Genomic DNA, 13386 nt, shown 5'->3' on the forward strand with positions numbered 1-13386 from the left:
GCCTCTGTCAGTTGTTGACTGTATAGCTTAGATCAACGCCGGTGTCGCGTTCACCCGATACCACGCGCACGCCCCAGTGGCGGGAGAGCTCGTAGCGGCCCGACAGGACGTTGCCGGTCTCGAAAAGTCCCACGCCGTAGCTCACGAACAGCTTGGGCAGCAGGTAGATGCCGACGTTGAGCGCGCCCTGACCGCCGGCGTGGTCGAAGTCCGAGCCCGTTACGACGTAGGCCAGGGCTTTTTCATCGCTGGTCGGTGGATCGGTGTAGAGCTGGATTTCGGGGCGCTGCGCGCTGCCGGTGATGTGTACGCCGGCCGCTTCGACCTTGGCATCGCCGAAGATATCGCGCACGGCGCGGATATCCAGGCGCGGATTGTCGATCGGCTGCCCGGAAAAGATGACTTCTCCACCGTTGATTTCGAGATTCTGTCCGTAGGCCTGGTAGGAGCCTTCGGGCAAGCGAATCACGCCCTGACCCTGCGGTCTCGGCGGGCCGCTCCAGAGCAACTCCAGGTTACCGGCCAGCTCCGTCTCGAACCCTTCGGTGGCCAGGCCGGCATCCTCGCCCAGGTCGATGCCCAGGCGGCCCTCGACCTTTCTAAGGGCAGTCGCGGCGGTCGCTTCCTCCGCTTGCTCTTCGCCCACGACCTCGACATCGGACGAGGGTGCGATGCGTTCAGCCGTACCCGGCGGCAGTCCGCCCAGCAAGCGATCGATCCGGATATCGCCGTCGATCTGCACCTGCTCCGGTCCCATGGCGAGACTCACTTGCGGGCTGGCGGTCAGTTTGAGCCAGTCGGCTCCGGCGAAGGCGAACCGTTCGCCCTCGATCCGGCTTTCCAGCTGCCAGCCGTCGTCGAGCAGGTTGGCCTGGCCGGTCAGCCTCAACTCCCCTTCGCCCGACTCGGCCCGGCCCTCCAGGGAGGCGCGATCGGCCGAGCCGGCCAACTCGAGCCCGATGGCCTGCACGTCCAGACCCAGCGGTGCATGGACGATTTGTCCGTCCTGCACGGCCAGTCGCCCGCTGAGCGATGGGCCCGTGATCGGTCCGGCGAATTCGAGCCGGCCGGTGGCCGCGCCGCCGATGCGGTCGACTCTGGGAATCAGGTGTGCGAAGGCACCGATATCGGGCAGGTCCAGCCTCGCGTCGCCCTCGAGACGGGTGTCGGCCAGGTTGCGCAAATCCGCCAGCCGGGCCTGGCCGTTGATCTCGGTCGAACCTTCGAGTAAGGCCTGGAGCCCCACCGACAACGCCCGGTCTTCTCCGGGTGTGAAGTCCAGCTGCACCGAATCGACGGTCAGCAGCTCCTGCTCGCCGCCGACGGCCTTGAGCACGCCCGAGCCGAGTTGGAGCTGGCCGTCCAGGCGCGAGAGGCCGGTCGAGTCCCAGTCGGCTTCGACCCGGCCCGAGAGCGGGGTGGTCAGCGAGAAGACCGGATCGAGCGGCAGCAGCAGGAGATCCATTGGAACCTGCTCGACGCGGGTGACCACCCGGCCCGTTTCGCCCGCGCTCAGCTGTTCGAGGCAGAGCCGGGCCGGTGTGTCCGCCGCGGTGGTCAGGCAGGCCGCCTCGGCCTGGACGCGCCGGCCGGAGACGGCCAGCGGCAAGGGGGCGGCCAGTCGCCAGTCGCCGGCCAGGGTCTCGCCGAGGTAAAGCCGCGCAATCTCGCCCTGCCAGTCGGGCTTGCCTTCGAGGCAGTCGGCCAGGCGGCCGCCGGCGGCCAGGTCGAGGTTGCCGCGTGCACCGGAAGCGGTCAGCTCGAGCTGGTGTTGCGCGCAGGTACCGTCGAGCGTGAGTTCGAGTTGTTCGACCCGATCCCAGGGCTGCAGGTCGAGGTTGCGGGCGCTCACGGTCAGGCCTACTTCTGGATCGCCGAGCCAGGCGAGCTGCAGGTCGATGTCGGCTTCGTCCAGGTTGTAGTCCCGGTAGCGCAGTTCGTCGATACGGCCGGTCAGTTCGACCGCGCTGTCGTCCGGGTGAAACTCGCCGTTCACTTGAACCGTGCCTTCGAGCTCGGGCCAGAGTTGTTCGAGGGACACGGCCTCGAGGTCCACCTGCCAGGAAGCGGAATCGGGGTTGTTGATCGCGATCCGGTTGTCGCCCAGGGCGAGCGTCAGGTCGGCGGCTTCGGGGCGGTCGTCGATCCAGGCGACTCGACCGGAGCCCTGCAGCGCCTGGCCGCGGAGTTGCCCGCTCAGGCTCTCGAGCCCGACATCGGCCTGCCAGCGCTCGCCCCGGACCAGTTCGATGTCGGCCCGCCCGTCGATCTTCCCGGGTAACTGGTTGACCACCACGCCGGGGTCGAAGCCGTCGAGTGCCAGCGTCATCCGGGCCGTCAGTGACGGTGCCCAGGTCACCCGGCCGTCGAGTGCCAGTGATCCGCTTTCGCCGGCATCGATGAGCAGGCGCTCGAAGTCGGCCTGCTCGGCCGAGCCCTTGGCACGGGCCTCGATGCGCGCCGGCGGCGTCCCGGGGGAGTCCAGCATGGCCTCGAGTTCGGCCCGCCAGTCGCTGATGCGGCCCTCCAGGCGAAGCCGGCCGGACTCGCTGGCCACGATCGGCTCTGCATCGTCGGTGACCGGCGGCCAGGCGAACTGCTGCCATTCGAGCGTTACGTCCACGCTGTCGCCGGCCGGGTCGATGCGTCCCCGGCCTGTGACGCTCAGATCACCCGGGTCGGCCGCCAGCGCAAGGCTTTCGACCTCGATGACGCCCGCCTTTGTCGATACAACCAGTTCACCACCGACGCGGCCCTGGTTGGGCCATTGCGGATACAGGGGCGTGAGGTCCAGCGACTCGAGCTGTAACCGGGCACTGGAGGCTGGTGCCGACTCACTCCAGTCGAGCCGCCCGTCCCCACTGACGCGACCGTCCAGGATGTTTGCTTCGAGCGATTCGACGGTCAGCGACTGCAGGCCCCCGGACAGCGAAAACTGCCAATCGCCCGGCGGAATGTCGGGGCCGGTCACCCGTGCGCTGGATTCGGCTTTCCAGTCGCTCGGCTGGCCGCTCATGGTCAGCGTCAGATCCTGGATGGATAGCGGCAATCCGGGCCAGTCGGAGAGGCCGCCGTTGAACTCGGCTTCTACGCTCGGAATGTCCGGCAGGCCCCGCAAGCGGCCCCGACCATTGAGGGCGGCCGGGCCGGTGGTCGTCAGCTCGAAATCGAGTGCATCGATCCGGCCTTCGAAGGTCAAGCTGGCGGAATGCTCGGTACCGTTGTCCAGCGCCGTGGTGCTCGCGTCGATCTTCAATCGGCCGCTGCCGCGTCGCTCTAGATCCCATTGACCCTGTGCCGTGGCCCGTCCCGCACCGGTTGTGACCTCGAGACCCTCGATGTCGATACTCTCGCCGTAGCGCCCGGCCAGGGTGACGCGCTCAATGCGCAGCGGTTCCTCTCCGGAATGGATGGCGAGTTGTTGCAGGTCGACCTCCTCGACGATTACCTCGATCGGGCTGGTCAGGGCGGACAGGTCGAACGGCTCGGCGGCGGGCTCGCTCGGCTCCTCGGCCCGCGGCAGGTGGAGGTTGATGCCCCGGCCGCGAAGGTGGTGGACGACGACATGCGGGTCGACGAAAAGCTCGATGCGCGCGGCCAGCTCCAGCTGCTCGGCGTTCAGACGCGTACCGGCGTGCTCGAATCGAACACCGTCGAGCGTGATGCCGGAGGCCAAACCGCCGGAAAGCGAGTCGTATTCGAGCTGTTCCACCATCCCGGCCGCGCGCGCCAGCGCCCAGCGAGCGCCGCTTTCGCTGCGCGTGAGCCACAGCCAGGCCGAGCCCAGCAACAAAGCGATGACCAGGAGGGCGACGACAACGATGACGAGCCATTTCTTCATAGCAGTTGCGTACCGATGGTGAAATGCAGCCGCCAGGGTTTGTCGACTTCGTCGAGGGCCTGGGCGATGTCGATGCGCAGCGGTCCGATCATCGTATACCAGCGAAAGCCCACGCCCACGCCGCGCTTGAGTTTGCGCCGGTCGAGATCGTTGAAGGCGTTGCCGATATCGGCGAAGGCCGCAAGCGACCAGTTGTCGCCGACACGGTACTCATACTCGACCGAGCCCACCAGCAGGTGATTGGCGCCGTTCCGGTTGGTGCTCAGGTTCTCGAAGCCGTAGCCGCGCACCGTGCGATCGCCGCCGGTCTTGAAGCGGTAGCGCTCGGGCAGTTCCGTGATGTTCAGGTCCAGCCCTCGATCCTCCAGGCCGATATCCAGCCGACGGGTGTCGGCCTCGGTGTAGCCTGCCTCGCCGCGCAAATGCAGCTTGTGGCGTTCGCCCAGCAGAAGGTGCCAGCGCCCGCTCAGCCAGGCCTGGGCGAAACTGACGTCCGAGCCGGCCGACTCGTGCGCGCCGATGAGGTGGGCCCGCCAGACCGAACCGCGGGTGTTGAAGCCGGTGCCGGCGATCCGGGGCATGCGCCAGCGACCGCCGAAAGCGATCACGCGGCTTTCAGTGTCGAGGAAGGATCGAAGCTCGGGGTTGGCGGCCAGTAGCGCCTCGTTCTCGGGGCTGAAGGAACCCTCGCGGAAGGCGTCGAAGTTCTCGTTGAGGATCGAGACAAACAGCCGTTCTTCCAATCGCCGGTCACGGTCGGCGTCGAGCAGGCGTTCACGCAGGCGACCGAAGGTCAGCTCGGTCTGCTCGCGGCGACCTTCGAAGGCCTCGAAGACCGGCTCGACACGGTCCTCGTCGTAAAAGCGGAAATTGTCCTGTTCGCTGCGAAGCGTGGTGCCGGCCGTGAGGAACTCCGAGGGCTGGCTGCCGCGCGGATGTCGGTATTCGGCCTGGAACACGTATTCCTGATTGCGTTGCTGGGCGCCAAGTGCGGCCTCCAGGCGGTTGCCGCGCGAGCCCAGGTAGTGGCGCGTCCAGCCCAGCTGTATGCGCGCGCCGGTGTCGGTGCCGAAACCGACGGTTGCGCGCCAGGTGTTGGGGGGTCTCGGCTCGAGGCGGTAGTGCAGGTTGACCTGCTCGCGGTCGTCATCACGCTCGGGGTCGATCACCACGCGCTCGAACAGCCCCGAGCGAACCAGCGCCTCGCGCTGGCTATCGAGCCGCTCGACGCTGTAGGGTTCGTCGGGCCTGAGGATGTGCAGCCGGTTCATCAGCGAGGGGCTGAAAGGCTGCTCGGGTGCCCGGAAGGCGCCGAACCGATAGCGCGGCCCGGTCTCGTAGACGACCTGCAAGTCGGCCTCCTGGCGGTCGGGGTCGACCAGGACGCGGCGCTCGTCAAAGCGGGCCCGGAAGTAGCCTCGCTCTTCGGCCAGCTTCTCCAGGCGCCTCAAGGCTTCTTCCCAGCGACGGTGGTCGAGTCGATCGCCGGCCTTGAGTGGCCATTCCTGCCGCCATTGACGCAATTCCGCGTCTTCGCTGCCTTCGCCTTGCAGTTCGATGGCCACGTCGTCGATCAGGGTCGGCGGCCCGGGTTCGATGTTCAGGCGTGCCTGCCACTGGTCACTGTCGTCCTCGGGTTCGATCAGGCGAACCCGGATGCGGGGGCTGTAGAAACCGAAAGGACGCAGCGCCTGTTCGGTTTCTTCGCGGGCATCTTCGGCCATCTGGCGCAGGCGCCACAGCGCCAGGTCGTCGAATTGTTCGGCCTGGACCAGCGCGACCGATGCGCGCACGTTGTCGAGCACCTCGCCATCCACACCCGAGATCTCGGTGGATACGGTTGCAGCCCGTGCCAGGCTCGCACCGCAGAGTGCGAGCAGCAGCATCAATCTCGGCGCCAACGCCATGTTCACTCCAGCGAATGAAGAAGCTTATAGTAACGCTGGGACAGCCGGGGGCTGTCGACGTTCAGGCGGTGCGCGCGAAGTCGCTTTGCTGACGGTCGAGTTGGCGGTAGCCGATGGCTTCGCTGAGATGATGGGCCTCGATGCGCTCGCTGCCGTCGAGATCGGCGATGGTTCTCGCCACACGCAGGATGCGGTGATGGGCGCGTGCCGACAGCCGCAGCTTGTCGCAGGCCGCCTCCAGCAGGGTGGATTGATGCGCATCGAGCGCACAGTGCTCGCGAATGTCGGCCACATCGAGGCGCGCATTGACGCTGCCGCGTCCGGCCTGCGCCGAGCGCGCCTCGAGCACGCGCCGGCGCACGACCTCGGACGATTCACCCGGCGGCAGGTCCTTGAGCGACTGGCGCGGCACCTCGATGTGCAAATCGATGCGATCGAGCAGCGGGCCGGAAATACGGTCGCGATAGCGGCGAATCTGATCGGGCGTGCAGGCACAGCGGCCTGACGGGTCGCCCTCGTAGCCGCAGGGGCAGGGGTTCATTGCCGCGACCAGTTGAAACGCGGCGGGAAATTCGGCCTGCACCGCCGCGCGCGAGATCACCACGCGGCCGGACTCCAGCGGCTCGCGCAGCACTTCAAGCACGTGGCGGGAGAACTCCGGCAACTCATCGAGAAACAGGACACCGCCATGGGCCAGGGAGATCTCGCCCGGTCGCGGTTTCGAGCCCCCGCCGACCAGCGCCACGCCGGAGGCGGTGTGGTGCGGTGCACGAAATTTCCGCTGCCGCCAGGTTGGTGGGTCGAGCTCCAGCCCGGCCACCGAGGCGATCGCGGCTGCTTCCAGCGCCTCGGTCTCGTCCATGGGCGGCAGGATGCCGGGCAGGCGCGAGGCCAGCAGGGTCTTGCCGGTGCCCGGCGGGCCCATGAGCAAGAGATTATGCCCACCCGCGGCGGCGATCTCCAGCGCCCGGCGGGCGCGGTGCTGGCCCAGCACATCGGCCAGGTCCGGGCCGGCCACTTCCTCGTCGCCGGCGATCGGCTCGGCCCGCGGCAGGGCCTGGCGGCCGTTGAGCGCTTCTGCCACCTCGCACAGGGACTCGGCCAGGTAGATCTCCGCGTCGGCGACCAGGCCGGCCTCCTCGGCGTTGGCACGCGGCAGCACCAGTTTGCGGCCCTGCTCGCGGGCGCGCAGGATCGCCGGCAGGGCGCCCTTGACCGCCCTTAGCCGGCCGGTCATCGACAGTTCGCCCAGAAACTCCCAGTCTTCGAAATCGTCGGCATCGATCTGGCCGGAAGCGGCCAGCACGCCGACGGCGATCGGCAGGTCGAAGCGCGCGCCTTCCTTGGGCAGGTCGGCCGGGGCCAGCGACACGGTCGTGCGCCACGACGGCAGGTCGAACTCGGAGTTTTTCATCGCCGCGCGCACGCGGTCTTTGCTCTCTTTGACGGCGGTTTCCGGGAGGCCGACGATGTTGAACAGCGGCAGCCCGGGCGAGAGGTTGACCTCGCATTGCACTTGCGGCGCCTCGATGCCGACGGCGGCGCGTGAAAGCACTGTTGCCAGACCCATGGCGATCTCGCTGGTTTGGAACTGCGTTCAGGTTGCGCTGAGGGACAGTGCCCGCGATATGGCGGCTTGGCGCGTTGGTTTGTAGGAAAATTGCCATACGTTGCCCCGAAGAACCGGCGGCGAAGCAATGGCGTCAGAGCCGGGCGTTGCTCAGGATCGTGGGGTCCAATCGTTCGATCTCGGTGATGGGTTTTGGCTTTCCGAACAGATAACCTTGCATCAATTGGCAGCCTTGCTCGACCAGGAAGGCCATCTGGGATTCGGTTTCGACGCCCTCGGCGACAACCTGGAGGTCGAGGATTTGTGCCATTTCGATAATCATCCTCACGATGTCGGCGTTGTAGGGCGCCTTGTCCAGGCCGTCGATGAAGGACTGGTCGATCTTGAGCTCGTGCACGGGCAGTCGGCCGAGGTAGGCCAGGGAGGAATAGCCGGTGCCGAAGTCGTCGATGGCGAACTGCACACCCAGTGCCGCCAGCCTGCGTATCTTGTTCGCGGCCGCGTGCATGTCGTGGAGCAGGGTGCTCTCCGTGAACTCGATGATGAGCCGGTCGTTTTGAATCGGGTGCTCTTCAAGAAGACGGGTCAGGTGGGACTCGAAGTCGCTCCGGTAGAGCTGGCTCGAGGCGATGTTGACGCTCAGCGTCCAGTGTCGATGCGACTCCGAACTCTGCCAGGCGATCAATTGCTTAAGTGCTTTCTCCAGTGTCCATTTCTCGATCGGCGTGATCAGGCCGCATTGTTCGGCTGTGGGTATGAACTTGGCGGGCTGTATGAGCCCCCGCTCGGGGTGGTGCCAGCGGATGAGCGCTTCGGCACCGACGATGCGCCGCTCGTTGTCGACCTTGGGCTGGAAGAACAGTTCGAACTGGTTTTCGCGGATGGCATGGCGCAGGTCGCTTTCCATCGACTGTTCGTGTGCCACTGATTCCTGCATGCGCTCGTCGAAGAAACTGAAGGTGCGATCGGGCAGGGTCTTGACCTGGTGCAGGGCGATCGCCGCCTGGTTGAGGATCTCCATGCTTTCGGCGCTGCGACCGTCGAACACGGTGGCGCCGATTCGGCATCGATTGAAATAGTCCTGGTCATGAATATGAAAGACGCGGTCCAGCGCCGAGAAGATGCGGTCTGCAATCCTGCTGACCGTGCTGACCGCTGCCTGCCAGTTTCGACCGATGCGCGGCGCGATCAGAGCGAATTCGTCGGCGCCCTGTCGATAGGCGATTTGTTCCTGTCCGGCGATTGCGCGAAGCTCGTGGCCGACCTCGATAAGCAGGCGGTCGCCCGCGCTCATGCCCATGGCGTCGTTGATGCGCTTGAAACTTATCAGGTTGATGAGCAGCAGGCCGCCGAACTGGCCGGATTGACGACATTGCTCGGTGAATTCGTCGATGCGTCGCTCCAGCAACCGACGGTTGCCCAGCCCCGTCAATGGGTCGTAAAGGGCCAGGTGCTGCAGCCGGACTTCAGCCTTCTTGAGCGCGCTGATGTCGATGTAGTCGTAGACGAAGTTCCGGATACGCCCCTGTCCGCCCCGTACCGCCGTGACCAGCAGTAGTTGGGGGTGTGTATCGCCGACCTTGTGTTGCAGGCTGACCTCTGCGCGCCAGCGATCACGGCGCTCTATGGCCTCGTCGATGGCTGCGTTGATGTGCTTCCGGTCGGTCGGCGCCAGCATGAAATCGGCCTGCTTGCCGATCACCTCCTCGCTGCGATAGCCGGTGATGAGCGTGAAGGCCGAGTTGACCCGGACGATACGGTGCTGCTCATCGGTGATGCAGATACTCTCCTGCGATTCGAAAGCCGCCGCGGCAATCCGCATCTCGTGATCGAGTCGTTTGGCTTCGGTTACGTCCCGGACGAATACGATGAACCGCGCTTCCGGCGCCTCGAGCCTTTCCAGACGATTGCCGACTGCTTCGAAGTGCTTTTCCTGGCCGTCGATTTCGAGGCCGTATTCGTATGCCCTTGAGCGGCCGTTGCGGTGAACATCCTCAAGCAGGGAGCGCAGGGCGTCCTCGGCGTCTTTTGCATTCTCGGGGAGGAAATCGAAGATGCGGCGCCCAATGGCCTCGGCCGGTTGGACCAGCAGATTTGGGTATCGGGAGTGGAACTGGTGAACGACGCCGGCCCTGTCGAGCTCGAATATGATGTCGGGGACAGCCTCGAGTGTGGCCTTCAGGCGGGCTCGAGCGCTGTCCAGTTCCCGGTAGGGGGTTTCGATGCCGCCGATCACCAGTGCCCGGAAGAGATAGGAGTAGGCCACGATCTTGTAGAGGTGGCCCATCAATGCGTAGGTGTCGCTGACCGTATCGTAGAGGGTGAACAGGATCTCGCTGAACGCGATGATCAGGATCGCCGCGACCAGGGCCTCGATATCCACCTGCCGGAGCGCGTGCCGTCGCCGCCACAACACCGCTGCGCTCATCAGGTGAAGGGCGACGACCAGGTACTCCGTCGAGATCTTGAAGGGAGTCAGCCCGGTATCGGCGTCGATCGTCGACGGCAACAGTCCCGGCGCAAAAAGGATCACGCCGTAGACACTCGAAACGATCAGCAGGACAAAGGCCAGCAGCGTCCATCGAAAGCGATGCCGGGACCGGGGCGGACGCCAAGGCAGGAACATGGCGAGGACCAGGGCCAGCGCCGCGAGCAAGCGGGCGGCGAGCCAGAAGCGGATGGTCTTTTCCTCGTCGGCGGGCGTGACCAGGTCGGGCATGCCGGTGAACGACAGCACATGGCCGAGGTCGATCAGGGCCACGCCGAGGAAGGCGATCGCGATGACCGAGAGCGGCAGGGGCGCGCCTTGCCGGCCGCTGTTCCAGCCGACCGCGAATATCGCGAAAGCGACTGCAATCGACGCGATCTCGAGTGCGCTGTGGATGGCCGCGTATTGCGGCATCAGGTCGGGCAGGGGCTGCGGCAGGAAGGCGAGGACGAGCACAAGGCCGCCGAGAATGGTCACGACTCCCAGCGGCGATCGGGTGCGGCGATGATTCGTGTTGGCGTGCTCGGTCAAATGGTGCTCCGAATTAGGATCGCTCCCCCCATACGCGATCGATCATAGTAGTCTTCGCCGCCGGACAAGTACAGATGTCGCGGATGCCCGCCCGACTTGCTGCTGCGATGGTCGAGAGCGACTACACTCTGCCGCTGGATCCCCGCTTGAGTTTCGAAATGCTGTTTCTGTGGATCGTCACCCTCGTTTGGGCATTCAGTTTCTCCCTGATCGGTGTATACCTGTCCGGCCAGGTGGACGACTTTGTCTCCGTGTTCATGAGGGTGATGCTGGCGCTGGCGGTTTTCGCCCCCTTGCTGCTGCGCGCCCGTCCCGGCTGGCGAGCCGGCTGCGCCCTGATGGCCGTCGGCGCGGTGCAGATCGGTTTGATGTACCTGTTCCTGTTCCACGCTTATGCCTACCTCAGCGTGCCGGAGTTGTTGCTGTTCACGATCTTCACGCCGCTGTACGTGACCCTGATCGACGAGGTGCTGATCGGTCGACGGCATGTGCCCGGGCGGTTCTGGCTGGGCGCGGCGCTGGCCGTCGGCGGGGCGGCGATCATTCGCTTCGGGACGGTCAGCCCGGATTTCCTGACCGGCTTCATGCTGATCCAGGCCGCGAATCTGTGTTTCGCCGCCGGGCAGGTGGCCTACAAGCGACTCGAACTCGGTGACACGGTCTCGCAGGTACAGGTCTTCGGGCTGTTTTTCGTCGGTGCCGCCCTGGTGGCCGGACTGGGCGTGTTGCTGTTTGCCGATCATTCGCGCTGGCCGGCCACGGCGCTGCAGTGGAGCGTGTTGCTGTGGCTGGGGCTGGGCGCATCCGGGCTGGGCTACCTGGGCTGGAACCTGGGCGCCAAACGGGTCAATACCGGCCAGCTGGCGACGATGAACAACATGCTCATCCCCGCCGGCATCCTGGTGAACTTCATTTTCTGGAACCGCGACGTGGACTGGTTCAAGCTGTTGATCGGCGGTGTGATTATCGTCGCGGCAGTGTGGGTGTGCCGGGACGCGAACGGCGCCGCGAGGCGGTACAATCCAGGGCATGGAAGTCCGACTCAACGGTGAAACCCGAACGTTCTCCGACAACCTCACGGTTGCCGGGGTGCTCGAGGAACTCGGCTACGACGAACAGAGCGTGCGCGTCAATCGCAACGGCGAACGCGTACCCGAATCGCGGTTTGCCGAGATAACCATCAACCACGGCGACCGGGTCGAGATCGCGGAGGCGTCGGGGCACCCCTGAGCCAGGGTGCTGTAACAGATTCCTGCGCCGGCCAACGGGCCAGCGGCCTTTTTCTTCGTTGGCTGGTTCGCTTGTTCGCTTGTTCGCTGGTTCGACTTCGGATGATTACTGCAAGGGGTCTTCGGGCCATTGGCTGCGAACGAGCGTGGTGGCTCGGCCACAATCTGGCCAACAAGCCAACAAGCCAACAAGCCAACAAGCCAACAAGCCAACAAGCCAACAAGCCAACAAGCCAACAAGCTAACCATCCAACCAGTGAACAAAGAAGCACACCTCCGCCGAATCCGTAGCTTCGTCCGTCGCCCCGGTCGCCTGACGCCGGGTCAGCGCCGGGCACTCGATGAACTGCTGCCCCGCTATGGCATCGATCGGGACACCACCGATTTGCGAGAAGCTTTCGACCGGGATGCGCCGTTGGTGGTGGAGATCGGATTCGGCAACGGGCAGGCGCTGGCCTGGATGGCGGCCAACGAACCGGGCAAGAACTTCGTCGGAATCGAGGTGCACGAACCGGGTGTGGGGCGCCTGCTCAAGAGCGTCGAGGACGAGGGCCTGGACAACGTGCGCGTGGCCATGCGCGATGCGGTGGAAGTGCTGGCCGAGCAGGTGGCTCCGGAGAGCCTCGACGAAGTCCGTATCTACTTTCCCGATCCCTGGCCCAAGAAGCGCCACCACAAGCGTCGTCTGGTCCAGTCCGGGTTTCTCGAGCGCCTGGTCGGGTGCATGAAGCCGGGCGGTCTGTTGCACCTGGCCACTGACTGGGCGCCCTATGCGGAGTGGATGGTCGAAGCCGTTGCCGCAGTGCCGGCGCTGGCGCTCGAGGGGGACCCCTACGTACCGAGACCGGCCTGGCGCCCGCAGACACACTTCGAGCAGCGTGGCCAGAAAAAGGGCCACGAGATTGTCGATATCCTCTGCCGGGTCAGCACTGCCGGTTGAGCAGGCGGTCGGCGAGCCACCGCAGGCCTTCGGTATTCCCCTCTACCTGCTCAATGGCATGGGCGGCTTCTTCGGCAAGCTCGTCGATACGAGCACGTGCGGCGTCGACGCCAAACAGGATCGGCCAACTCGCCTTCTGACGGCTGGCGTCGCTTTCGCTGGACTTGCCGATCGCCTCGGTGTCGCATTCGATCTCGAGCAGGTCGTCACGGATCTGGAAGCCCAGTCCGACTGCGTCGGCGAAACTCGAAAGGGCCTCGCGCTGTTCGTTCGGGAGGCCCGGCACCAGGGCGGTGGGCATCATCACCGCGGCGTGAATCAGCGCCCCGGTCTTGCGCCGGAACATGTCCTCGACCTGCGTGCGCTCGGGATGCTTGCCCTCGAAATGGAGGTCCAGCGCCTGGCCGCCGGCCATGCCGACCACGCCGCAGGCGCGTGCCAGTACTGCGCTCATGCTGCGCGCCGCCTCGGCTTCGGGGACTTCGGAGAGCACCTCGAAGGCCAGTGCCTGCAAGGCATCGCCGGCGAGAATGGCTGTGGCCTCGTCGAAAGCCAGGTGGAGCGTCGGCCGGCCGCGGCGCAGGTCGTCGTCGTCCATCGCCGGCAGGTCGTCGTGAACCAGGGAGTAGCAGTGAATCAGCTCGACCGCCATGGCCGGCGCATCGAGTCGGTCATGCGGCAGCTCCAATGCATCCCCGCTGGCGTAGACGAGAAGGGGGCGCAGGCGCTTGCCGCCGCTGAGCCCTGAATAGCGCATGGCCTCGGACAGGCGTGCGCCGTTGGCGGGCAGGGCCGCGAGCCTGGCTTGCAGCGACTCTTCCGAACGCCGGATCAGTGTCTCGGCGCGTTCGGCGAAGGATTCATCAGGCATGACTCAGCG

At 65.6% G+C, this 13386-nt stretch carries 8 protein-coding genes; 3 read left to right on the plus strand and 5 right to left on the minus strand.

The genetic code is table 11. The features are described from left to right. Positions 1–7: 7 nt before the first annotated feature. From ACDC66_RS06285 to ACDC66_RS06300, 4 genes are all read right to left on the minus strand, one after another. On the minus strand, positions 8–3841 hold the full coding sequence (locus ACDC66_RS06285) for a translocation/assembly module TamB domain-containing protein (protein ID WP_376695831.1): 3834 nt from the start codon (positions 3839–3841) through the stop codon (positions 8–10). Next, positions 3838–5748, minus strand: coding sequence for an autotransporter assembly complex protein TamA (locus ACDC66_RS06290; protein ID WP_376695832.1), 1911 nt, complete (start codon positions 5746–5748; stop codon positions 3838–3840). Before ACDC66_RS06290 ends, ACDC66_RS06285 begins: the two co-directional genes overlap by 4 nt. 61 nt (positions 5749–5809) lie before the next feature. Further along, positions 5810–7318, minus strand: a complete 1509-nt coding sequence (locus ACDC66_RS06295; protein WP_376695833.1) for a YifB family Mg chelatase-like AAA ATPase — start codon at positions 7316–7318, stop codon at positions 5810–5812. Between the two features lie 133 nt (positions 7319–7451). Then, entirely contained in the window at positions 7452–10337 is a 2886-nt protein-coding gene (locus tag ACDC66_RS06300; RefSeq protein WP_376695834.1) for a bifunctional diguanylate cyclase/phosphodiesterase, read from the minus strand. A 74-nt stretch (positions 10338–10411) separates the two neighbouring features. On the opposite strand from ACDC66_RS06300, the gene ACDC66_RS06305 reads away from it, so the two are divergent. From ACDC66_RS06305 to trmB, 3 genes are all read left to right on the plus strand, one after another. Then, positions 10412–11389: an EamA family transporter gene (locus ACDC66_RS06305; RefSeq protein WP_376695835.1), complete on the plus strand. Its 978-nt coding sequence runs from the start codon at positions 10412–10414 to the stop codon at positions 11387–11389. Next, complete coding sequence (gene thiS / locus ACDC66_RS06310) at positions 11367–11567, plus strand: sulfur carrier protein ThiS (protein ID WP_376695836.1); 201 nt, start codon at positions 11367–11369, stop codon at positions 11565–11567. The genes ACDC66_RS06305 and thiS overlap by 23 nt, the downstream gene beginning before the upstream one ends. A gap of 255 nt (positions 11568–11822) precedes the next feature. Next, the gene (trmB, locus tag ACDC66_RS06315) at positions 11823–12506 is read left to right on the plus strand and encodes a tRNA (guanosine(46)-N7)-methyltransferase TrmB (RefSeq protein ID WP_376695837.1); all 684 of its coding nucleotides are present in this window, start codon (positions 11823–11825) and stop codon (positions 12504–12506) included. On the opposite strand, the gene ACDC66_RS06320 is transcribed toward trmB, so the two are convergent. After that, complete coding sequence (locus tag ACDC66_RS06320) at positions 12490–13377, minus strand: polyprenyl synthetase family protein (protein ID WP_376695838.1); 888 nt, start codon at positions 13375–13377, stop codon at positions 12490–12492. The genes trmB and ACDC66_RS06320 overlap by 17 nt on opposite strands. Between the last annotated feature and the right edge of the window lie 9 nt (positions 13378–13386).

The sequence above is a fragment of the Wenzhouxiangella psychrophila genome (assembly GCF_042310375.1).
GTDB lineage: Bacteria > Pseudomonadota > Gammaproteobacteria > Xanthomonadales > Wenzhouxiangellaceae > Wenzhouxiangella.